Origin of the sequence: Yersinia entomophaga, from assembly GCF_001656035.1 — a bacterium.
In the GTDB taxonomy this organism is placed as follows: Bacteria; Pseudomonadota; Gammaproteobacteria; order Enterobacterales; family Enterobacteriaceae; genus Yersinia; species Yersinia entomophaga.
The window spans coordinates 3,209,453-3,231,028 of sequence record NZ_CP010029.1 but is presented as its reverse complement, the minus strand read 5'-3'; the positions used below and the strand labels follow the sequence as shown (position 1 = coordinate 3,231,028).

Genomic DNA, 21,576 nt, shown 5'->3' with positions numbered 1-21,576 from the left:
TTAATAAATTAAAATTTCTTCAAGATGCGTGCTGCGATCGAAGAATTCTTCCAGACTATTAGCAAACAAACTCAAATCATCCAAAGCTGCGCTATTTAAAACGGCGCTCATAATTAATAAATTATCATGAACAAGTAACGCTGGCTGCCCTGGTTGAAAGCAAGAAGACTGATACTCTAATATAGAGTTAAGTAACCTAACGCTGACCTGCTCGATCCTGGAAGGAATGTATTCAGATAGTGACATCCAGAGAATAATATCATCACTGTGCATGTCAACATTAATAGCCTGCCTTCCGTCAAGCTCAAGTTGAACGGTAGAGTGGCAATCAAGATTTTTATTAACTAAATCATCACGCCCTACCGAGCTAAGGAAAACATTAAGCATTTCAATAAATTTATATTTCATATAAACTCCATTCATATGGTTTTTATTACATTTATTTTTGTAGATTCTGAAATTTCATTAAAGGAGATCACCTCTAAATCAGGGAAACGATCTTCTACGATTTTTTTAACGAAACGGCGAATATCAACAGGAACTAGAACTATCAAATCTCTCAAAGAGATATTTACATTACTTATTGCCAGCGATAGTGATTGAACTATTTTTTCCGCATTATCTGGCTCTAAGTTTAAAAATGTCCCTCCTGATGATTGTCGAATTCCTTGCCTGATAGTATCTTCAACACCTCCGCCAAGCATTAATACATTCATTACGCCTAAAACTGAGAACTTATCTGATATATATCGGTTTAACGTACATCGAATATGTTCAACTAACATCAGTGTATCTTTCTCTTTAGGAGCCCATTGCACTAAAGATTCTAAAATCAGCTTCATATTTCGTATTGATATTTTTTCGGCTAAAAGCCTTTGAAATACTTCGGTGATTTTCTGTACTGTGGCATGTCTATAACATTCTTTCAGTAATTCTGGACATTTAGCTTCCAGATCATCTAATAAATTTTTGGCTTCCTGAATACCAAAAAACTCGTGGATATGACGTAATAATAACCCGCTAATGCAACCGACCATTTCCGTTATATCATCGCAAAAATTCAGACCTAGCGCCGTCGCATTTTCCTGGTTTTTACTATCAATCCATTTACTCGAAGAACCATTATCTTCTTGTATAACAAATAACTCTATGCCTAAAATGTCCAGTTCATCAGTTGAACCAATGATTTTTAAATGACCGAATCTTATACTAAATTCGCCAGCAAATATTTCATTGATCAAGATAATTATCTTTCCTTGCTCGATGGTAGGGGAGTAATTTATCGCTATATCTGGAACTCTATATCCAAATTTTATGAAAATATCCTTTTTTATTTTTAGCGAAAAGTCTCTATCTTCTAATATTTTCTGATGAACAACAGACACTGAAACAATTATAGGCAGAGTTTCTGGAACATAATCATCAATGTTCTCTATAGTCCTGATGGTCTCGCCGGTAGTAACATTATTAGGAGTATCTATAACTCCCGTAGGTACTTTATTAACCGATTTATCTTCTTTACTTTTTTTATAGAACCGATAAAAATACAGACCAAAAAGTAGGCAGGAAAGTATAATAAATATGAACGTTGGAAATCCAGGTAAGAAACCTATAGTACAAGTTATAATTGCAGTAACCAGAAGAGAAAAGTCATTATAAAATAGCTCTGATACAATATTTTCCCCAAGGTTTTTATCATTCCCACTCACCCTGGTAACAATAAAACCAGCGCTGATGGAAATCAGCAGTGCAGGGATCTGCGCAACCAAACCATCACCGATCGTCAGAAGTGTATAACTACTGAGTGCAGCGGACATATCCATTCCCATCTGAGCAACACCTACAGAAATCCCCCCAACAAGATTGACAAAAATAATAATGATACCGGCGATAGCATCACCTTTAATAAACTTCATTGCGCCATCAAAAGAACCAAATAACTGACTTTCCTGTTCTAGAACGCCTCGCCTTATTTTCACCTGATCGTTATCAATAATTCCCGAACGCGCATCAGCGTCAATACTCATTTGTTTGCCAGGCATGGCATCCAGAGAGAATCTCGCTGCCACCTCAGCAATACGCTCTGAACCTTTGGTGATTACAATAAATTGCACAACAGTGACTATGGCGAAGACGACTATCCCTACGACTAAATTGTCCTGAATAACAAACTCGCCAAAAGTAGCTATAATATCTCCAGCATCAGCTTCTAATAGAATCAGTCTGCTGGTACTGATAGAGAGCGCTAGTCTAAATAAAGTACTAATAAGTAAAATAGAGGGAAATGTCTTGAAGTTAAGAATATTGGTGATATAAAACGAACCCATAAAAATAAGTACAGAAATCATGATATTCAAACCGATCAAAAAATCGATTAAGAAAGTTGGTAAAGGGACGACTAGCATAGCTATCACTGTCACCATTACCAAAAGAACCATTAACTCAGGCTTACTCCTAAGTTGAAGCAGGAACCATGACAGTCTACGCATTTTCATCCCTACTCTTAACTTTATTTATTCTTTTCACTGCATCTTCTTTCAATTTTATCTGGCTAATTTTTTCTTTCATTAAATGGATGAGTTTGTCCCTTTTCTCTAACGAGAAAAAAATATCTACAGACACACTGGAGAAACCACTCAATAACAACTGTAAAAAAATAGCCTTGGTTTCATATGTCACTAATGATAACTTTTCAGAATAAAACTTGGCCAAACTTATTTTATAATTATCTATATTCCTGATCCCAGAAACGAAAAGATTAGACAATTCTTGATCATTACTTATGCTTATAAGCTCTGTACTCATTATTTTCTGCAGAAAATGAATCTCAACTGATTGAATCTCCCTTAAACCACCAACTCTACGGAATAGATCACCAAATTCTACAACGTTAATATTTCCTGTAGGGATAGATTGCAAATCGCAAGCTAGTGAACGTGTTAGGTAACGCAGCATAATTTCTCGTTGCTGACTCGTTATTTCACTTACCCATTGTTCGTAAATATAAATGATTGGGCCATCGTAGCAAATAAAGTCACGATATATATCCCGCAGTTGAATCGATGTCTTATCCAAGGAATGCGAGAACAACCTTGCCGATAATGCTACGTTAACGCCCGCTTCAGTCCTACGCTCTGTATCTTCTTCGGTTAAGACACTTTTCAACGTATTTAAATTACTAACGATCTTACTGGTTAGTTTTTTTCGTCGTAGGAGCTCAAAAATAACCATCAACATGTCGCTGGTATCAGGAAACAACTGAGCCAGAAAAGAACGTAATTTGGGAGGAGTCATTTCCTCGCGATTAATGATTTTTTCAATATGACTTACTTTCTCGTCAGCGTTATCATCCAAAATTCTCTCGGTAAATATCGTATTATCATCACTCGATGAACGTAATTCTTTGCGCCGATTAAACTGCGAGGCTAACATCGCCATTGATGCATATTCGCTAGTGTTATCGATGATGCCTTGCCCACGTAGCGTATTCTCACTGTCACCAGCAGTGTTTTGAGCTTCCTCATTCTTATCACGTTGCGCCGAGATATAACGTGAGTTTCCACCAAGTGGGGCTATGGCCATGGACTATCCATATAGTTCTGCAATAATTTTATCGTTCCTTGTAGCTGTTCATTTTTGTTTTTTATTCTATCGCTCAAACGCTCTTTTTCTGAAAATTGCCTACCATCCCAGGCCTCTGACTCACTTAATAAACGAGGCTGGATCAGAAAAACCCTAATCATTTTTTGTTGATTAGTACTTCTATAGCTGAATAGTCGCCCTAAATAAGGGATACTACCGAGTAGCGGGATTTTCTCCTCGGTTTCTTCTAATTGTTCGCGGGTATATCCACCGATAAGTAAACTGCCTTCTTTGGCTATTCGAGCAACAGTACTGATATGAGTTCTATTGACTACAGGTAAACCGCCAATCTTTTCTACATCCCCGCTACCGCTACGACCGGGAGAACCGTCCTCAATATTTACGTCCATTTCAACCTGCCCTCCGTGCGAAATCCGTGGTAATACACTCACCATAGTGCCGTAGGTCACCTGCTCGAGAGTCGCGACCCTTTCACCTTCCAGCCGAGCATAGAAACTCGAACTGTTATCAAAAAGTGCCGGGACGTTTTCCTGCGTCAATACGATAGGACGAGAAACTATTTGAGCATCACCAGTACGGCTTATTGCATCAATACGTGCCAAAAACCTGGCGCTATTTGACAGATTGCTTTGATTAAAAACAATGTCACCCCCGCCTGCGGTTACGCTACCAACCTGCCAACGGACGCCCACTTCATCTAATTTTTTTTTCGATATATCAATAATCCAGAGAGAAAGTTCAATTTGCCGACGAGAAACGTCTAGGGCGTTAACTAATTGATATATATAGCGAGTTTGTTGCGCGGAACCAGTAACTAACAGACTATTACTATCAGGATAAGCAACTACGGAAAAGTGACTACTTCCCGTGTCAGTAATAGCTCCGTAATTTTGTTGCGCCAAATCCAGCGCCGCCGGTGGTAACGGAAAACCTGTTTCTATCTGATTTGAAATATCTTCACGCGGAATAACATGAACGTTGTTACCCAAAGCATTTTTACTGAACAATGAATTAATAACGGTGACCATGCCTGGAATCGTCACGGCTTTGCCCCGTTGGCTAAAAACACGATCGTTAACCGACGAGTGCTTTAACGGGATAATAGTCACATCAGTCCCTGCTTTCTCTTCGACTTGAATCCGCTCATCCAAGTAGCGAGCGGTAGCTAATACTAATTCGACATAAAGTGGAGGGCCTGCAACATAGACTACGGATGCTTTACCCTCTGAACGTAGTGGATAACGCGAGTCATAAATTCCAGTGGTCTTAATATAGTTAAGCAACTCACTCCAACTTGTTGAACGCAAGTTTATTAGTTCATTGCGAATTTCACTATTATCATATACATATATACTGGTTCCATCGTCATACCATATTAAAGCCGTCCGTCTAGCTAATGACTTAAACATTTCTTCCGGTTGTGACATGTCAAAATTGCCAGTCACTTTTTTTTGCATTGCAATTTTGCTAAGAATAATCGGCTTTTCTATCCTGGATGAAACGACGTCAAATACCTTATTAATCGTTATATTATTGGCAATAAATGAACTCTGACTTTTTTCCCGGTCTACCGGCGTAGCGGTAATAACCTCTCCAAATCCTGGAGAGGCATAGCTAAAAGTTAATAAAGATAAAATTAATATTTTAGAGAAAAGGTATGGATTAACTATCATATAAACCACTCTCCAGGTGCCTTATCTCAGATGGAGTGAGCCCGAAATTTCTTTTTATGTCTAATGTAAAATGAGATGCAGAGCAGTAACCACAAGCTAACCCCACATCCAATATTGACATATCACTTTCAATTAGCAGTAAGACCGCGGTTGCCATACGCCAACTCATCATCTTTTTTTTCGCCGATGAATTAAAACTTTTACGACACAGAAATCTAAAGTAGGGGGACGATAATCCATAATTTTTGCTCAACTGAGATATTTTTATATTTTCTCCATTAGCTGACTGTGAAATAAGATAACGGAATATTCCATATGCCTCATACCGGCGAAGAATATTTAATAATGATAAATAATACCCCCCCCCCGTTCATGACTTCAGAAATAAGTAAACCACTCACTTCAGAATTACGCCAGGTTGAATAATTCCTGTCATACCAGACAGGGACAGAATCTTCAAATTTGATTTCACTATCGGATGGAGGCCTTTTACCTTTATTTGATTGTGATTTAGCCTCATCAAGCGTTGCTAAAATTTCAATAGCACTAAATATAGGTATCCCACTGATACTCCAAACTCCGGAAATCTGATTTAAGTCATCCAAACTCGGCGCAATTAAAAGTGAGGAATCCAGTACCAGACCTTTTTCTTTCCGTATAAATGATGGGTATTCTAATATAGAACCTTTCACCATTGGCCTGACATAGAAAATCATGCAATCAAGAGCAGGTAGTTCTCCGTCCACATTATTGTTGCTCTTACTTATACTCATGAATAAAAAACCTTAACAGGAAGTAGCATCTGATTATTTAAACAAAATCTGGTTATACTCTACAATTAGCAACAATCACATTCTTTGGAATTATTAGGAAAAAAACATCCTTTATAAAAGGATGCCGGTACCAGAAACGATAAGAATTAGTGCGATTTATTCCGATGAGTAATAGATTCAAATCGGCAATAATAACCAAACTTTAAAAGATGTATGCGAACTATTTTAGTTGTATTCTCTTTAAGAAATACAGCTCATCATTAATGACTGATTTTTACACCAATAGAACCTTCGTTGCTATGAATAATAACGCCGATTTTTATATAATAAAAATAGCCTCTGGTCGAATGACTGGCACCGAATTATTGTTTAAATCTAAAGGTTGCCTGATATTTGCGAACACAGAGACAGACTATAACGTTGTGACTGATGAAGAGAATGACTTAATCAGTTACTTTTTTCCTATTGATACTGGCAATTATAAGTTAACTTTTTTTTCATCCTATACCAATGAAGCAAACAAATCAGATGCTAAACTATCAGTCATTTTTGAAGATTTAGATAATGAAAAAGACACACCTAAACTGACTACCGATGTCATATTACAAACGGTCTTATTCCCCGATACGTTTCCTATACTGGTTAAGTCGATCGATGATTCATGGAATTATGAATCCTTCGATGAGCTAGGACAAAAAGATACAATGGACTCTTCTCTACCACAGAAAAATGGAAGCTTGATAAAGAGAGGAACATCTAAGCATTTAATTATTATATTTATTTCAATGTTAACTGTTGGCTTGATTTTATTAACAGTCATGACTAACAATCATAATTCTAATGTGCAAGTAGATAAAATCATTACAAGCAACATATCTAAACTTTTAGGTGAATCATCAATTCATTTCACCATTATTCTGCAAGCAGAAGGAAGAGGGAAAGATCAAGTCATTGTAAATAGCCGCCGCGATGCAGACTGGGTATCTCAGCAATTGCTCACGTCAAACTATGCTGGCTTAGTTGACATTATTTTAGTTAGCGAGTTAGAGAAAGAGCTAATGTCCTTAATCACCCCCTTTTCATCGTCAGTTTTAAATATTGATATGAGTTATCCTTGCTCACCTATTGTTAAGTTATTGAAAAGCTCGGATTACTTATCAGAAGTAGAAAAAATAAATGAAACGATAAAATCTAGAGTTAGCTGTGCTAACGAGATAGAAGTTAAGTTTTATCATAAAAAAGCAATTTTTGATGATGCAATAAGAGGAATAAAAGCAAGTAATGTGCCATTCAGAATTATAGAAGATGAAAAAAAACCTATTGTGGTTGTAAGCTCAAATCTTAGTGACAATCAACTGATATCAACCATGAATTTTGTCAAAAAATTCATTAGTGAATGGGGGAGTAATTACATTCAATTCTCTATTTCACTTAGTGATAATGAATTATATGAAGGAGTGTTTATTAATGATATAAATGAAAATATAAAAATCAATAACAATCATTGGGATTTTAAACAACATTCTTACTAAGAAAATAAAGAGAAATTTATCATGCCAACGACAACATTATCCACGCCAAACTATACCGTTAAGAACTTTGAAAACACGACACCACTATCCGGGCAAACAGCAAACTTTGCTTATGATATTGCTGGGAAATTCACTGAGCCCACAAAAGACCTAATGAATAAAATCGAGGCGGCGCAAAAAAGTGCTATAGAAGATATCTCTAACCCAATTAAGTTAATAGATTATACATTGTATCTAGGTCAATATTCTGCACTTAGGCAAGCACAATCTAACGTTGCAAAGAAACTCCTCGACCTTACATCCGGGATTATTCGTAATATTTAGAACTATATAATATAAATTAGAGCATTGCACATGAGTCATTTAACCAGTTTAATTTCATTTAAAAATCAGCTCCCTGATATTGGTGAATCCGTTTTCGACGGAGCAGGCCAGATCGAAGGGATAATAAAAAAATTGTTCAGCCAGCAAGCTGCAGCAACCAGTCAGGAGAAAGCTGCAATAGTTAATTTAATCGAGCATGGAAATATAACTGATTCCGCAGAATTAATCAGAGTCGGTCAGATACGATTGGGAAAACATGCTGAAGTTGTATCACTGGCGAATACATTGGTTCGTAAAGCTATTTCAGCTGTAGAAACTACGATAAAATCTCAATAATGATGCGAATAAGCCGGTTTATATTATGTGCAGCCATTGCCCTATTTTTGACTGGCTGCGATAGCCAAGATTTACTAACCGAGCTAGATCAGCGTCAAAGCAATGAAGTCTTGGCGACCTTACAACAATACGGTATTCAGGGTAAAAAAAAGGCAAATGGCAAGTTGGGTTACTCCATTCATGTTTCTAAAAATGATTTTATTGCGGCGGTAGATTTACTCAAGCAATATAACTTGCCTTCTAAAGAATCCGTAGAAATTATTCAGGCATTTCCCAGTGATTCTTTAGTTGCCTCACCTCATGCAGAACGAGCCAGATTACTTTCACTGATTGAACAGCGGCTTGAACAATCTGTTTTGACCATACCAGGAGTTGTCAATGCCAGAGTGCATGTGAGTTATCCTCTATTAAATAATAGCAGGACTACTCAGCAGCAAAATATATCCTGTTTAGTGACTTATGCTGGTAGTGAAGATCCAAACCAATTGATGACTAAAATAAAACTTTTTTTAAAAAATAGTTTTTCAGACAGTTCATATGACAATGTCTCTGTAGTTATTGTTGAACGTCCGATTATTCAACGTAGTGTATCACTAGATAGTAAATCTAATACTTTTAATCCATATTATATTTTGATAATCATCCTAATCACTAACTTAATTATTTTCATGCTCTTCTATTTTCGTAATTCCGCACGTTTTATGGAAAAAAGAAGTGGTTCATCCAAAAAGATCAATACCCAATAGGAGAATTTAATGGATCATTTAAAAATATTGCTATCACCTGGAAGCTACTTTCATTCTGATCACAGAATAATGGAGCATAATAACTCACCAATTTATCTTCAGGCTTTCCAAAATAATTATTTAATTGCTAAATATCAACTACCTATTCCACGCAAGCTGTCACTCTGCATTCCTAAGGTGATTAAGGAATCGTGGGGTAACTTACCAGATATAGCCTGGAGATTAGGAATACTTGGAGTTGATACAAAACATCATCCATATTTATTAACCGATGATGATATAGAGTTAAGAAACAATATGCTACCTAAGTTCAAATACATATTACAAAAGTATAAAGAAAAATATGTTACCCCAAATTATATAATGGCTTTTGGCGCACTACAACTTGTTGAAACGATTATTTTTTTCGATACAACATTGAAAAGCAGAGCTGAACGCGTATTTAGCCAACGTGTGATGAACATCATGCGCACATTGCAATGTGCGAGACTACCCTTCAATTTGATAGAAATGGTTTGTTATCATGTTAAAAGTAAAAAAAACACCCTTGCATGAAATATCAAATGAAAAAGTACTTATCAAGAGGTGCTGTATTAGTTCTAATGCTTATCAAGTACGCATAATCGAATACGCAAAGAAAGAAGCAAAAAAAAGGTTGTCTAAAGCTGAAGTTGAAATCAAACATATAACTGATCAAGCACATAATTTTGGCTTCAAGAGCGGGATTTTTTTATTTATTGACACTGTCATTTCAGCAATAAGCCTCTATCAAGAAATATGCAACAAAAATATTGCCAATATTGAGGTGAGACTTAAAAATAAATTACAGGAAATATTTGGAGATACGAGATTTATCGAATTGGTTTCTGAGCATTTTCATGGCTTTTCAATATCATCACCAAATATTGAACTACACATTCCCAAAATTCATTACGCTAAAATAATAGGAAACCTGAAGAATGAATCTTATGTCATAGAAAGTAATCAGGAAAATATAATTCTCAAGGTAGGTGATGAAATCATAGTATTTGATCCAAATAAAGACCGTCCTGAATTCTTGCAAGAAATATTTCCACCAATAAAAAAACACATATTGAATATTAACGGAATTGTTAACTTAAAAAAAACCAGAGAAATAATAAGATTGACCACATGCAACCAGCGAGAAGAAAATGAAAATAACGAGCAACCTGAATAAAGTTATAGCTAATACCGGAAATGCCAAGAGAATAGAAATGAACAAAATTAACATTCAATCATTAAAAAATGATGCTTCTGATAAATTGGCTTATGAACTTGTTAATAATATAAAAATCAACCAATTAAAAAACCTGAAAGAGGCCTATAAAGTGATTTCAGAAAAGCTTAATGGCAATGATAATAATACAAAATCTAGTATTATTGTTCATGCTAATACTTTACTACAGTCAAGCGGAAGTAAAGAAGATAAAGAGCTTTCGTCCAACATTATCATTCCATTTTTAATAAACGAATCCATCATTAATAAAACCCTTAAAGAGTTCACTAGCAGTATATTAAACAATCAACTTAGTTACATTGAGAGTGATGATGAGGAAGACATTTTCTAATTTAACACCGATTATATATTATTTTCTTTTCTCTGTTGGATCAGCCCATTCGACATGTCTAAACTCTGCCGCCGAAAAATGGAATGTACCCTCTGTTATTCTTGAATCTATTATTTCTCAGGAGTCATCCTGGAAAATCAATGCGAAGAATAAAAACGAGAATGGCAGTCATGACATTGGCTTGATGCAGATAAATTCAATTAATATCTCATTACTGCAATCGGCTGGTATTATTGATAACGCAAATATGTTGAAATCTCCATGTATTAACATTCAGGCTGGGGCTTATTTGCTTAGTCTCAAGTTTAAAAAATATGGTTATAGCTGGAAAGCTGTAGGAGCCTATCACTCTGAAACCCCCAGATTTAGGGATAAATATGCCAAACTCATAATGGAAAAAGTATATTCAGATGCCGATTTGTCAGAGACAAAATCTCAAGTGTTAGCTAACACACCTTAAATATAGTTATAGTAAATTAATATGTGTTACAACTCACAAACCATCTTATCATTAAAAATAGTTTAAATATCTTATATCCATCTGTAATTTAATTACCTTTACAACTTAATTCATATGTTTCGAGTTTTGTTTATTCATATTTATTATCAATAACCATCTTGTAATAAGTTATAACAACCATTTAGTGAACCAAGAATATTAGACTTATCCTAATTTATATCGTTTAATGATTCACGAACATCAGAATAGTCTGTGTAAATGAATTGATATAAGGAAACGATTATATGCACAAAGGGAAAACCATACGACTGAATGGCAGCATCGTGTTTGATACATTACAACGAAGCTTGGTTAATGATGAAAAAAAAATAAGATTATCTGAGAATGAGTCACGTCTTTTGCAAATGCTCTTAGAAAAAACCTGTGAGAAAAGAGAAATACTATATACCATTTGGGAATCGCGTGGTGTCATTGTTACGGACAGTAGCTACTACAAACTTATCAAGCAACTTCGCCAATCATTTGTAATGATAGGTGAAAATGAAGATCCAATAATGACTCTTCCACGCATTGGCGTTAGATTCGTCGGCACACAAGAAGAATTCATTCCTACAACACCATCAAAAACAAAGATTCTTAACATAATTAAAGATATTAAATTAAAAATAGCATCTTCTTTTTTTATTATTGCCGCAATTTTATTCTCCTACGCTTTTATTAGCATTTAATGAGCTATATATGTTTTTTATTTTTAAAAATTATCGTTTATTTATTCCACTATTTGTAGCCATATGTATTAGTCTAACTGGTTGTAGTATGAGCACCCATTATTTTCACTCCTCGTTTTCTATTGAAGGGAACGTTTCTTCATCAATACAGGAAATACCGGAAAACTCACGGATAATAATCACTGTAAGCAACATGAATCCAGAAACAACTAAAGACAGAGTAATTCAGGAATTTACGTTCCTAACAAAAAAAATGAAAAGAAATCATCCCTTTCGTATGAAAATAGCTGAAAACCTTCTAACAAATGAAAAACACATCCAGTTTAGTGTCAGAGTAGAATATGATGATGAGTCAATTATGATGAGTGATAAAATCGTAGCTATACAGATCGATAAACACATGTTGGAAGGAAGGAAAATAACTGGACTATTACTAACCGTGACACAATCTTAACTTTAGTTGAACGAATAATTAAAGATATTTGACGACTACATTATTTCATGCCGTGAAAATTTTTTCGCCAGAACATTCTAATGTTATTTATAAGTTATTATTTTTTCATCTATCTAATGAATATTACAAAGATTCCATGGCCCGCTGCACAACATATATAGCTGCGGCAAAAAAGTTATAAGATTATTGTTGAGCACAGATCGGTATTTTATGATTAAAATTGATCTGCACTGCGAATGAGTTGCAGAAAATAATTATCTGTAAAATTTCTTTACCACAGACAGATCAGAGATAGCGGCAACCTAGTGCGTACTGCACGACTACGCTTGTTGTCCTATCACTGCAGGATAACTTTGCGAGATGCCTCCAGCTTTTACCCGTGTCAGTTTGCTAGTTGCTGGGATAATATGTCCCAAGAGCCGATGCGAGGTTACCGCCCCCTGCGTGATCAGAGCTGCTGTGCTCTTAGGCCACATTCACGTAGTATTTACCTATGCTGAATTACCGTGATAATTAACGATAACAATTAAAATCACAATTAACTTTAATTTCAATGGATTAGAAATATATACGCATGAATAATACCGACAAAATCGACGCTCACACCCCGATGATGCAGCAGTATCTACGATTAAAAGCCCAGCATCCGGAAATTCTGCTGTTTTATCGTATGGGCGATTTTTACGAGCTGTTCTATGATGATGCCAAACGTGCATCGCAATTGCTTGATATCTCGCTAACCAAACGTGGTGCTTCTGCCGGTGAGCCAATTCCAATGGCCGGTGTTCCTCATCATGCGATTGAAAACTATCTGGCTAAGCTCGTCCAAATGGGGGAGTCTGCCGCAATTTGTGAGCAAATAGGCGACCCGGCAACCAGTAAAGGGCCGGTAGAACGGAAAGTGGTTCGCATTGTGACACCTGGCACAGTGAGTGATGAAGCCTTGTTAAATGAGCGCCAGGATAACCTACTAGCCGCAATCTGGCAGGACGCCCGTGGGTTTGGTTATGCCACTCTAGATATCAGCTCTGGCCGCTTTCGCGTTTCCGAACCCGCTGATACAGAAACTATGGCGGCCGAATTACAGCGGACCAATCCAGCTGAATTATTGTATCCAGAAACCTTCGAACAGATGTCGTTGATTGAACAGCGACACGGGCTGCGCCGTCGACCTTTGTGGGAGTTTGAGCTGGATACCGCCCGCCAGCAATTAAACTTACAGTTTGGCACCCGCGATCTTATCGGTTTTGGCGTAGAACAAGCCCATCAAGCCCTGCGTGCCGCCGGCTGTTTACTGCAATATGTTAAAGATACTCAACGTACCTCATTGCCACATATTCGCGGGTTAACGATGGAACGGCAACAAGACGGCATTATTATGGATGCTGCTACGCGTCGAAATCTTGAATTGACTCAAAGTTTATCCGGAGGAAGTGATAATACTCTCGCGGCAATTTTAGATCAGTGTGTAACACCGATGGGCAGTCGGATGTTAAAACGCTGGTTACATATGCCTATTCGCGACATTAATGTGCTCAATCATCGTCAGCAGGCAATCAGTGGTTTGCAAAATATCACTGCGGAACTGCAGCAGCCACTGCGGCAGGTTGGTGATTTAGAACGTATTTTGGCACGATTGGCTTTGCGCACCGCTCGACCGCGCGATTTGGCCCGGATGCGCCATGCATTTCAGCAATTGCCTGAAATTCACCAATTGCTTAGTTCCGTTGAGGCTCCCCACGTTCAGAACCTGCTATCGCAGGTAGGTAAATTTCAAGAACTCTTGGATCTGCTAGAACGCGCTATCGTTGAATCTCCTCCTGTATTAGTACGAGATGGCGGCGTTATTGCCTCAGGCTACAATGCTGAGTTAGATGAATGGCGTAGCCTTGCCGATGGAGCTACCGATTACCTCGACCGACTGGAAATTCGCGAGCGGGAAAAACTGGGGCTGGATACGCTCAAAGTTGGATTTAACGGTGTCCACGGCTATTTCATTCAGGTGAGCCGTGGCCAAAGCCATTTGGTGCCAATTCACTATGTACGTCGCCAAACGCTGAAAAATGCGGAACGCTATATCATTCCAGAACTTAAAGAATATGAAGATAAAGTTCTGACCTCCAAAGGTAAGGCGCTAGCGATTGAAAAAGGCCTTTATGAAGAAATTTTCGATCTATTATTACCCCATCTATCCGACCTACAGCTGAGTGCGAACGCGCTAGCTGAGCTTGATGTATTAACCAATCTGGCCGAACGGGCAGAAACGTTAAACTACACGCGCCCCACGCTCAGCGACAAACCGGGCATTAAGATTGTTGCAGGTCGTCATCCCGTGGTGGAACAGGTGCTACGAGATCCTTTTATTGCGAACCCGTTATCACTTTCACCACAGCGTCGGATGCTTATCATCACTGGCCCGAATATGGGCGGTAAAAGTACCTATATGCGTCAGACGGCCTTAATCGTGTTGCTGGCTCATATGGGAAGTTTTGTTCCTGCCGAACAGGCGACTATCGGGCCAGTCGACCGTATTTTCACCCGTGTAGGAGCCGCGGACGATCTTGCCTCTGGCCGCTCTACCTTTATGGTGGAAATGACCGAGACGGCCAATATTCTGCACAATGCAACAGAACAAAGCCTGGTCTTAATGGATGAAATTGGTCGTGGTACATCAACCTACGATGGTTTATCTCTGGCCTGGGCCTGCGCTGAAAATCTGGCCAGCCGCATCAAAGCAATGACGCTATTTGCTACCCATTATTTCGAATTAACCACCTTGCCGGAAAAAATGGAAGGCGTGGTTAACGTGCATCTGGATGCCATGGAGCATGGGGATACTATCGCCTTTATGCATACCGTACAGGACGGGGCGGCCAGTAAAAGTTATGGTTTGGCCGTGGCCGCGTTAGCCGGTGTACCCCGTGACGTCATCAAACGAGCGAGACAAAAGCTACGGGAGCTTGAGTCACTCTCCAACAATGCAGCGGGTAGCAATATTGATGGCTCCCAGCTTACTCTGCTGAATGAAGAAGTTTCTCCTGCAGTGGAAGCACTGGAAACCTTAGATCCCGATACGCTTAGCCCTCGTCAGGCCTTGGAATGGCTCTATCGCCTGAAAAGTATGGTGTAAGGTAATATGGCGTTATCGGTTAGGATTTTTGCGATTAAAGCTATTTTTCTAGCCGGCTCTTTTGGCGCTGAATCAGTCAGTGCCTTAGGCCAAATTGCTCGATAATAAGAAACCATCTTCTTAAAGGGCCGGTTTCAGTCGAAAAAAAACGGTGGACGAGATGTCCACCGTTTTTATTTAACCCAGCAACAGAATTTACTTCTATCATCAATAAATCGTGAAGTAACACTGCTTCGATTTAGCGAATACTGAATCTGTTTTCGCTCTCTTATCTATTGCCTTAATTCAGGCTGCCGATAAGCTTTTTACTCGCGAAACAGAGCTTCAATACTCAAACCTTGTGTTTGCAAAATTTCACGCAGACGGCGTAAGCCCTCAACCTGAATTTGACGAACACGTTCACGGGTTAAGCCGATTTCCCGACCTACATCCTCAAGGGTTGCAGCTTCGTAGCCTAACAGACCAAAACGACGAGCCAATACCTCACGCTGTTTAGCGTTCAATTCGAACAGCCATTTGACGATACTTTGTTTCATATCATCATCTTGCGTGGTGTCTTCCGGCCCGTTTTCATTTTCGTCGGAAAGAATATCCAGCAATGCCTTCTCTGAGTCGCCGCCTAACGGTGTATCAACAGAAGTGATACGTTCATTCAGGCGTAACATACGGCTCACGTCATCGACCGGCTTGTCGAGTTGCTCGGCAATCTCTTCCGCACTCGGTTCGTGATCTAATTTATGAGAAAGCTCGCGCGCGGTGCGCAAATAGACATTCAGCTCTTTGACAATATGGATTGGCAAACGGATGGTACGGGTTTGGTTCATAATCGCCCGTTCAATCGTCTGACGAATCCACCATGTTGCGTAAGTAGAGAAACGAAAACCGCGTTCTGGATCAAATTTTTCCACTGCGCGAATCAGACCAAGATTGCCTTCCTCGATCAAATCTAACAGCGCCAAACCGCGGTTACTGTAACGACGAGCGATCTTCACCACCAGCCGTAAGTTGCTTTCAATCATACGTCGACGTGACGGCACATCCCCGCGCAGTGCACGTCGGGCAAAATAAACCTCTTCCTCTGCGGTCAGCAGCGGTGAATAGCCAATCTCACCAAGATAGAGCTGCGTAGCATCCAGCACGCGTTGGGTAACGCCCTGGGCCAGCAGCTCATCCTCTGCTAATTCACTTTCAGAAGGTTCATCTTCTACTAATGCTTTTTCATCAAAAATTTCAGTTTCCGTACTGTTTTCGTCGAAATCTGCATCTTCGTTTAACTCGTTAACTTTCAGCGTATTTTGGCTCATAAGCTGCTCCTACCCGTGATACCGCGAGCAGAATACAGCGTATTCTGCCCAATCTATCGCTGCGGAAGATAACGCAGCGGGTTTACGGATTTCCCCTTGTAACGAATTTCAAAATGCAATCTAACTGAACTGGTTCCGGTGCTACCCATAGTCGCTATTTTTTGTCCCGCCTTCACTTCTTGTTGTTCCCGGACCAGCATTGTATCGTTATGAGCATAGGCGCTCAGGTAGTCATCATTATGTTTGATGATTATCAGATTACCGTAACCACGCAGCGCGTTACCGGCATACACTACCCGCCCATTAGCAGTGGCGAAGATAGGCTGCCCACGCGAACCAGCGATATCAATCCCTTTATTGCCCCCTTCGGAAGCAGAGAAGCTATCAATGGTTTTCCCGTCGGTTGGCCATTTCCAGCTACTAACTGGACCACCATTACTGGTAGGGATGCCAACGGGAGTGCCCGGTGCGGTAACAGGTGCTGTTGTTGATGCAACGGCTCCTGATGCTGGCAACATTTTACCAACATTCTGTTTACCCGAGTTACCAGAATACGCGTTAGTTGATTGAGAATCAACCGCTGAAGCTGTGTTTTGGATGTTTGAAGGCGGTTTTGATACCCCATTAGAGGTAGCGTCAGTTGCCGCCATCATACCGCCGCCGGAACCGTTACCCAGCTGGATTGTCTGGCCCACGTTCAGGCTATAAGGCTCGGGAATGGCGTTTTTATTCGCTAAATCACGGAAATCATTGCCAGTAATCCAGGCAATATAAAACAGGGTATCCCCCCGTTTAACCGTATAGGTGCTGCCGTTGTAACTCCCTTTAGGGATAGAATTGTAACTACGGTTATAAACAATACGATCGCCTGATGCATTACTTCCACTCATCATCGAACCGGATGTTTTACCACCCACGGTCGATATTGGCGCAGACGTTGATGCATCATTAGTACAACCAGCCAACCACAAACTCACAACCGTACACGCCGCAATCCGGCGTAAAGTAATCATTGGGCTTCCCGTGCTCATGCTTCCCCCATGACAGCAATATTAAGCGATATTTCCAAATACCCTTTACATCCTAGCTGAGTGTCAATGTTTCACTCATTTTTCTAATGATGAAAGGTTCCTCTGCGCGCCTTGAATAATAAGGTCAAACGCAGAAGAAATAAGATGCAGCACCTTGGGTACAAATTGCACCACCTCTGCCCTACCGTAATCTCGTATAATTTACATATCGCGCTAACCCAATGGGTTCCCGGCCGGAATAAATAGGCTGGGATTAAATACGCGATTTAAAAAATTGTCAGGCCAGTTCCCCTTTCACCAACGGAACAAAACGAACTGCCTCCACCGTTTCAATAAAGAACTCGTGATCCCTACGCTGCACATATTTTAACGTTTGCGCCTGTTCACCGACGGGCAGAACTAATCTCCCACCGTTTTCAAGCTGCTGCAATAATGCTTCTGGAATCTCTGGCGGTGCCGCCGTCACAATGATCGCATCAAATGGCCCGCGCGATGCCCATCCCTGCCAACCGTCGCCGTGGCGGGTAGAAACATTGTGCAGATCCAACAACTTTAGGCGGCGCTTAGCCTGCCATTGTAGCCCTTTGATTCGTTCAACTGAGCACACGTGTTCAACCAAATGCGCTAGAATTGCAGTTTGATAACCCGAACCGGTACCAATCTCTAATACTTTCGATGTTGGCGTCAGTTGCAGCAATTCTGTCATCCGCGCCACCATATAAGGTTGAGAAATGGTTTGCCCTGAACCAATTGGCAGAGCGGTATTCTCATAGGCCTTATGCGCGAGCGCTTCGTCCACAAAGCGCTCCCGTGGTACAGCTTCAATCGCCTGTAACAGGCGCTCATCACGAATACCTTGCTGTTGTAACTGTAGCAGTAAGGTTTGCATGGATTTATTTACCATTCCCCGTCAACCTCAGTCCTGGCTAACCAGGTTTTGACTACGTCTTGAGCCGCATAGGCGGTTAAATCAACCTGAAGCGGCGTCACTGAAACATATCCCTGTTCCACAGCGCTAAAATCAGTATCCGGCCCTGCATCACATTTGTCACCCGGCGGCCCAATCCAATAAATATCTTGCCCTCTTGGGTCTTGCTGGCAAATGACTGTTTCGGCTGGGTGCCGACTGCCGCAGCGAGTGACCTTGATACCTTTAATTTCATTTAACGGTAAATCAGGCACATTCACATTAAGAATTTTGCCGGTACGCAGTGGAGCGCTCTGTAAAGCGCGCAGCAAGCGGCAGGTTACCGCCGCCGCTGTATCATAATGCTGATGGCCGTTTAGCGAAACTGCCAACGCAGGAAAACCCAAATGCCGTCCTTCCATCGCCGCCGCAACGGTTCCGGAATAAATCACGTCATCCCCTAAATTCGGGCCAGCATTGATACCTGAAACTACGATATCCGGACGCGGTCGCATCAGTGCATTCACGCCAAGATAAACACAATCCGTCGGCGTACCGTGTTGTACAGCAATATCGCCGTTTGACAATGTGGTCGTTCGCAACGCGGAATCCAGCGTCAGCGAGTTAGAGGCACCGCTGCGATTGCGATCCGGTGCAACAATCTGCACTTGAGCAAACTCACGCAATGCCGCAGCCAGCGTTTGAATCCCCGGAGCAGCAATGCCATCGTCGTTACTCAGTAAGATCCGCAGCATCGCCGTTATCCAGATTCATGATTTCTCTGACTACGCTGGTAGCAAAACTACCGGCAGGCAGCCAGAAGCGCAGCTCAAGGGTAACCTCATCCCACCAGTCCCAACTCATTTCCTGTGGACGCAGCAAGATGGCGCGGCGCGCACCTTCCACACGTTCACGTTTCAACAGCGAAAGCAGTTCGGTTTGATCCGCCAAACAGTTTTGCTCAAAGGCCAAAGCTGCGCCTTGAGTGCCTAAATCGCCGTCTCCCGGCAGCGGCGCAGTGACATTTAGCTCTCCGGCATCCAAACGCTGCTGCAAAGACTCCAGCTCCTCCGCCTGTGCGACAAACCAGCTACCACGGCCGCTCAGCTGCAATGCATCCCCCTCCAGCACCTGCATGGCGCTGTTTTGAGCCAAACGCGTGCTGGCAATCAGATTAAACATGGCACTGCGACTAGCAGACAGATAAAAGCTACGCTTACTGCGTTCTTTTACCCGAATTTCATTATTCGACCAACGGCGAGCCTGCACCAGATTATTGCCACCGCGGCCAAAGCGTTGACTACCAAAGTAATTGGGAACGCCCTGAGCAGCAATCAGATTTAAGCGAGCCTCAACGTCCTGCTGGTCGCTGATATCGCGTAACACCAGAGTGAAAGCGTTACCTTTGAGAGAACCGATGCGCAATTTTCGCTTTTGACGCACCGCTTCCAACACTTCGCAGCCTTCCAGCTGAAAATCCTGCATATTCGGCGTTTCTTTACCTGGCAAGTGCAGGCAGAACCATTGCTCGGTCACCGCATGACGGTCTTTTAAGCCAGCATAGCTCACTAAACGCGGATGAATACCGGCGAAACGGGATAAATAATCGGCAACAAATTGGGTATTACAGCCGTTTTTACGAATACGCACCAACAGATGCTCACCTTCACCGTCGGGTTCGAACCCTAAATCCTCTACCACCACGAAATCTTCAGGATTTGCTTTCAACACGCCGCAGGCTTTAGGTTGGCCGTGCAGCCATGTTAGATTTTCCATGTCCATTACTGCTTTTCTCTCTTTACCAACAGCGCCACGGCTTCACAGGCAATTCCCTCACCGCGACCGGTGAAACCCAGTTTTTCCGTGGTGGTGGCTTTCACATTAACGTCATCCATATGGCATTGCAGATCTTCCGCCAAATTCACGCGCATTTGCGGAATATGGGGAGCCATTTTCGGGGACTGGGCAATAATGGTGATATCCAGATTGCCAAGCTGATAGCCTTTTTCAAGGATGCGGCGGTAAGCTTCACGCAACAGAGCTCGGCTGTCAGCACCTTTAAAGGCGGGATCGGTATCAGGAAAGAGTTTGCCGATATCACCCAATGCGGCAGCGCCTAACAGTGCATCAGTTGCAGCATGGAGAGCGACATCACCATCGGAATGAGCCAGCAGGCCCTGCGAATAAGGAATGCGCACGCCACCGATGATTATCGGGCCTTCACCGCCGAATTTATGTACATCAAAACCATGACCAATTCGCATTATGTGCATTCCTTATTATAGAGCCGGGTAATGTAAAACTCGGCCAGCGCCAGATCTTCCGGGCGCGTGACTTTAATATTATCTGAACGGCCACTCACCAGTAACGGGTGATAGCCACAGTGCTCCAGAGCGGAGGCTTCATCAGTTACCGTTGCACCTTCACGTAACGCATGGCTCAGGCAGGTTTTCAGCAATTCGAATGGAAACAGCTGCGGCGTTAGCGCGTGCCAGAGATCCTGACGATCGACCGTATGTGCCACTGCTTCAATCCCGCATTCACCGCGCTTCATGGTGTCTCGCACCGGGGTCGCCAGCAATCCACCGATTTTAGTGTGACCAATAATTGCCAAAAGATTGCTTAAATCGTCCTGATGCAGGCAAGGGCGGGCAGCATCGTGAACCAGCACCCAGTCAGGCGTTCCGGCGCTCATCAGGCCAGCCAGAACCGAATCGGCACGCTGCGCGCCGCCATAAACCCGGCTAACGCGAGAGTCATTGGCAATCGGCAACCGATCGAACTGTTCATCATTTGGGCTTATTACTACAATAATCCGCTGAATTAGCGGATGGCGCAGCAAGGCATCAATAGCGTGTTCTAGTATTGTTTTGCCGCCCACGGTTAAATATTGCTTAGGGCAATCGGCTTGCATACGACTGCCTATTCCAGCAGCCGGCAATACAGCAATGACTTCAGGAAGGGAACCTGCGAAGTTACTCATTAT

23 protein-coding genes are annotated in these 21,576 nt (G+C 41.3%); 10 read left to right on the top strand and 13 right to left on the bottom strand.

The features are described 5' to 3' along the window. From PL78_RS14580 to PL78_RS19995, 6 genes are all read right to left on the bottom strand, one after another. Positions 1 to 408, bottom strand: coding sequence for an InvB/SpaK family type III secretion system chaperone (locus PL78_RS14580; protein WP_064516590.1), 408 nt, complete (start codon positions 406 to 408; stop codon positions 1 to 3). A gap of 11 nt (positions 409 to 419) precedes the next feature. Continuing rightward, positions 420 to 2,489, bottom strand: a complete 2,070-nt coding sequence (locus PL78_RS14575; RefSeq protein ID WP_064518460.1) for an EscV/YscV/HrcV family type III secretion system export apparatus protein — start codon at positions 2,487 to 2,489, stop codon at positions 420 to 422. Then, complete coding sequence (gene sctW / locus PL78_RS14570) at positions 2,482 to 3,582, bottom strand: type III secretion system gatekeeper subunit SctW (RefSeq protein ID WP_064516588.1); 1,101 nt, start codon at positions 3,580 to 3,582, stop codon at positions 2,482 to 2,484. The genes PL78_RS14575 and sctW overlap by 8 nt, the downstream gene beginning before the upstream one ends. Then, on the bottom strand, positions 3,573 to 5,276 hold the full coding sequence (sctC, locus tag PL78_RS14565) for a type III secretion system outer membrane ring subunit SctC (protein WP_064516587.1): 1,704 nt from the start codon (positions 5,274 to 5,276) through the stop codon (positions 3,573 to 3,575). The genes sctW and sctC overlap by 10 nt, the downstream gene beginning before the upstream one ends. Beyond that, positions 5,266 to 5,529, bottom strand: a complete 264-nt coding sequence (locus tag PL78_RS20000; protein WP_235600975.1) for a helix-turn-helix transcriptional regulator — start codon at positions 5,527 to 5,529, stop codon at positions 5,266 to 5,268. Before PL78_RS20000 ends, sctC begins: the two co-directional genes overlap by 11 nt. A 67-nt stretch (positions 5,530 to 5,596) precedes the next feature. Further along, positions 5,597 to 6,049 (bottom strand): hypothetical protein, encoded by a 453-nt coding sequence (locus PL78_RS19995; protein WP_145933969.1) that lies wholly within the window; start codon positions 6,047 to 6,049, stop codon positions 5,597 to 5,599. Between the two features lie 299 nt (positions 6,050 to 6,348). On the opposite strand from PL78_RS19995, the gene PL78_RS14555 reads away from it, so the two are divergent. The 10 genes from PL78_RS14555 to mutS all read left to right on the top strand — a co-directional run bounded on the left by PL78_RS14555 (position 6,349) and on the right by mutS (position 15,348). Further along, positions 6,349 to 7,581, top strand: coding sequence for a PrgH/EprH family type III secretion apparatus protein (locus tag PL78_RS14555; RefSeq protein WP_158513769.1), 1,233 nt, complete (start codon positions 6,349 to 6,351; stop codon positions 7,579 to 7,581). A 21-nt stretch (positions 7,582 to 7,602) separates the two neighbouring features. Then, the gene (locus PL78_RS14550; protein WP_064516581.1) at positions 7,603 to 7,905 is read left to right on the top strand and encodes an EscF/YscF/HrpA family type III secretion system needle major subunit; all 303 of its coding nucleotides are present in this window, start codon (positions 7,603 to 7,605) and stop codon (positions 7,903 to 7,905) included. Between the two features lie 30 nt (positions 7,906 to 7,935). Continuing rightward, positions 7,936 to 8,241 (top strand): type III secretion system inner rod subunit SctI, encoded by a 306-nt coding sequence (gene sctI, locus PL78_RS14545; protein ID WP_064516579.1) that lies wholly within the window; start codon positions 7,936 to 7,938, stop codon positions 8,239 to 8,241. Next, the gene (gene sctJ, locus PL78_RS14540; protein WP_064516577.1) at positions 8,241 to 8,987 is read left to right on the top strand and encodes a type III secretion system inner membrane ring lipoprotein SctJ; all 747 of its coding nucleotides are present in this window, start codon (positions 8,241 to 8,243) and stop codon (positions 8,985 to 8,987) included. Before sctI ends, sctJ begins: the two co-directional genes overlap by 1 nt. A 9-nt stretch (positions 8,988 to 8,996) precedes the next feature. Then, the gene (locus PL78_RS14535; protein WP_064516575.1) at positions 8,997 to 9,542 is read left to right on the top strand and encodes a hypothetical protein; all 546 of its coding nucleotides are present in this window, start codon (positions 8,997 to 8,999) and stop codon (positions 9,540 to 9,542) included. Further along, complete coding sequence (locus PL78_RS14530; RefSeq protein WP_064516573.1) at positions 9,511 to 10,185, top strand: hypothetical protein; 675 nt, start codon at positions 9,511 to 9,513, stop codon at positions 10,183 to 10,185. The genes PL78_RS14535 and PL78_RS14530 overlap by 32 nt, the downstream gene beginning before the upstream one ends. A 37-nt stretch (positions 10,186 to 10,222) precedes the next feature. Then, the gene (locus PL78_RS14525; protein ID WP_064516571.1) at positions 10,223 to 10,576 is read left to right on the top strand and encodes a hypothetical protein; all 354 of its coding nucleotides are present in this window, start codon (positions 10,223 to 10,225) and stop codon (positions 10,574 to 10,576) included. Further along, positions 10,554 to 11,036, top strand: a complete 483-nt coding sequence (locus PL78_RS14520; RefSeq protein WP_235600974.1) for a lytic transglycosylase domain-containing protein — start codon at positions 10,554 to 10,556, stop codon at positions 11,034 to 11,036. The genes PL78_RS14525 and PL78_RS14520 overlap by 23 nt, the downstream gene beginning before the upstream one ends. Positions 11,037 to 11,320: 284 nt before the next feature. Beyond that, positions 11,321 to 11,764, top strand: coding sequence for a winged helix-turn-helix domain-containing protein (locus PL78_RS14515; RefSeq protein ID WP_064516569.1), 444 nt, complete (start codon positions 11,321 to 11,323; stop codon positions 11,762 to 11,764). A gap of 1,028 nt (positions 11,765 to 12,792) precedes the next feature. Continuing rightward, complete coding sequence (gene mutS / locus PL78_RS14505) at positions 12,793 to 15,348, top strand: DNA mismatch repair protein MutS (protein WP_064516565.1); 2,556 nt, start codon at positions 12,793 to 12,795, stop codon at positions 15,346 to 15,348. Between the two features lie 305 nt (positions 15,349 to 15,653). Here mutS and rpoS read toward each other — a convergent pair whose 3' ends face one another. The 7 genes from rpoS to ispD form a co-directional block, all read right to left on the bottom strand. Then, positions 15,654 to 16,652 carry an RNA polymerase sigma factor RpoS gene (gene rpoS / locus PL78_RS14500; RefSeq protein ID WP_004719154.1) on the bottom strand — a complete coding sequence of 333 codons (999 nt, stop codon included), beginning with the start codon at positions 16,650 to 16,652 and terminating at the stop codon, positions 15,654 to 15,656. A 53-nt stretch (positions 16,653 to 16,705) separates the two neighbouring features. After that, positions 16,706 to 17,665 carry a murein hydrolase activator NlpD gene (gene nlpD / locus PL78_RS14495; RefSeq protein ID WP_064516564.1) on the bottom strand — a complete coding sequence of 320 codons (960 nt, stop codon included), beginning with the start codon at positions 17,663 to 17,665 and terminating at the stop codon, positions 16,706 to 16,708. Between the two features lie 295 nt (positions 17,666 to 17,960). Then, the gene (locus tag PL78_RS14490; RefSeq protein WP_064516562.1) at positions 17,961 to 18,587 is read right to left on the bottom strand and encodes a protein-L-isoaspartate(D-aspartate) O-methyltransferase; all 627 of its coding nucleotides are present in this window, start codon (positions 18,585 to 18,587) and stop codon (positions 17,961 to 17,963) included. Then, on the bottom strand, positions 18,581 to 19,345 hold the full coding sequence (gene surE / locus PL78_RS14485) for a 5'/3'-nucleotidase SurE (protein WP_064516560.1): 765 nt from the start codon (positions 19,343 to 19,345) through the stop codon (positions 18,581 to 18,583). Before surE ends, PL78_RS14490 begins: the two co-directional genes overlap by 7 nt. Then, on the bottom strand, positions 19,323 to 20,372 hold the full coding sequence (gene truD / locus PL78_RS14480; protein ID WP_064516558.1) for a tRNA pseudouridine(13) synthase TruD: 1,050 nt from the start codon (positions 20,370 to 20,372) through the stop codon (positions 19,323 to 19,325). Before truD ends, surE begins: the two co-directional genes overlap by 23 nt. Continuing rightward, the gene (gene ispF / locus PL78_RS14475) at positions 20,372 to 20,854 is read right to left on the bottom strand and encodes a 2-C-methyl-D-erythritol 2,4-cyclodiphosphate synthase (protein WP_064516556.1); all 483 of its coding nucleotides are present in this window, start codon (positions 20,852 to 20,854) and stop codon (positions 20,372 to 20,374) included. The genes truD and ispF overlap by 1 nt, the downstream gene beginning before the upstream one ends. Continuing rightward, positions 20,854 to 21,573, bottom strand: a complete 720-nt coding sequence (gene ispD / locus PL78_RS14470) for a 2-C-methyl-D-erythritol 4-phosphate cytidylyltransferase (RefSeq protein ID WP_064516554.1) — start codon at positions 21,571 to 21,573, stop codon at positions 20,854 to 20,856. Before ispD ends, ispF begins: the two co-directional genes overlap by 1 nt. Between the last annotated feature and the right edge of the window lie 3 nt (positions 21,574 to 21,576).

Excerpts from the sequence above, each read along its gene's own strand:
- PL78_RS14580 (WP_064516590.1), bottom strand. The coding sequence starts at position 408 with ATGAAATATAAATTTATTGAAATGCTTAATGTTTTCCTTAGCTCGGTA.
- PL78_RS14575 (WP_064518460.1), bottom strand. The coding sequence starts at position 2,489 with ATGCGTAGACTGTCATGGTTCCTGCTTCAACTTAGGAGTAAGCCTGAG.
- sctW (WP_064516588.1), bottom strand. The coding sequence starts at position 3,582 with ATGGCCATAGCCCCACTTGGTGGAAACTCACGTTATATCTCGGCGCAA.
- sctC (WP_064516587.1), bottom strand. The coding sequence starts at position 5,276 with ATGATAGTTAATCCATACCTTTTCTCTAAAATATTAATTTTATCTTTA.
- PL78_RS19995 (WP_145933969.1), bottom strand. The coding sequence starts at position 6,049 with ATGAGTATAAGTAAGAGCAACAATAATGTGGACGGAGAACTACCTGCT.
- PL78_RS14555 (WP_158513769.1), top strand. The coding sequence starts at position 6,349 with ATGAATAATAACGCCGATTTTTATATAATAAAAATAGCCTCTGGTCGA.
- PL78_RS14550 (WP_064516581.1), top strand. The coding sequence starts at position 7,603 with ATGCCAACGACAACATTATCCACGCCAAACTATACCGTTAAGAACTTT.
- sctI (WP_064516579.1), top strand. The coding sequence starts at position 7,936 with ATGAGTCATTTAACCAGTTTAATTTCATTTAAAAATCAGCTCCCTGAT.
- sctJ (WP_064516577.1), top strand. The coding sequence starts at position 8,241 with ATGATGCGAATAAGCCGGTTTATATTATGTGCAGCCATTGCCCTATTT.
- PL78_RS14535 (WP_064516575.1), top strand. The coding sequence starts at position 8,997 with ATGGATCATTTAAAAATATTGCTATCACCTGGAAGCTACTTTCATTCT.
- PL78_RS14530 (WP_064516573.1), top strand. The coding sequence starts at position 9,511 with ATGTTAAAAGTAAAAAAAACACCCTTGCATGAAATATCAAATGAAAAA.
- PL78_RS14525 (WP_064516571.1), top strand. The coding sequence starts at position 10,223 with ATGAACAAAATTAACATTCAATCATTAAAAAATGATGCTTCTGATAAA.
- PL78_RS14520 (WP_235600974.1), top strand. The coding sequence starts at position 10,554 with ATGATGAGGAAGACATTTTCTAATTTAACACCGATTATATATTATTTT.
- PL78_RS14515 (WP_064516569.1), top strand. The coding sequence starts at position 11,321 with ATGCACAAAGGGAAAACCATACGACTGAATGGCAGCATCGTGTTTGAT.
- mutS (WP_064516565.1), top strand. The coding sequence starts at position 12,793 with ATGAATAATACCGACAAAATCGACGCTCACACCCCGATGATGCAGCAG.
- rpoS (WP_004719154.1), bottom strand. The coding sequence starts at position 16,652 with ATGAGCCAAAATACGCTGAAAGTTAACGAGTTAAACGAAGATGCAGAT.
- nlpD (WP_064516564.1), bottom strand. The coding sequence starts at position 17,665 with ATGATTACTTTACGCCGGATTGCGGCGTGTACGGTTGTGAGTTTGTGG.
- PL78_RS14490 (WP_064516562.1), bottom strand. The coding sequence starts at position 18,587 with ATGGTAAATAAATCCATGCAAACCTTACTGCTACAGTTACAACAGCAA.
- surE (WP_064516560.1), bottom strand. The coding sequence starts at position 19,345 with ATGCTGCGGATCTTACTGAGTAACGACGATGGCATTGCTGCTCCGGGG.
- truD (WP_064516558.1), bottom strand. The coding sequence starts at position 20,372 with ATGGACATGGAAAATCTAACATGGCTGCACGGCCAACCTAAAGCCTGC.
- ispF (WP_064516556.1), bottom strand. The coding sequence starts at position 20,854 with ATGCGAATTGGTCATGGTTTTGATGTACATAAATTCGGCGGTGAAGGC.
- ispD (WP_064516554.1), bottom strand. The coding sequence starts at position 21,573 with ATGAGTAACTTCGCAGGTTCCCTTCCTGAAGTCATTGCTGTATTGCCG.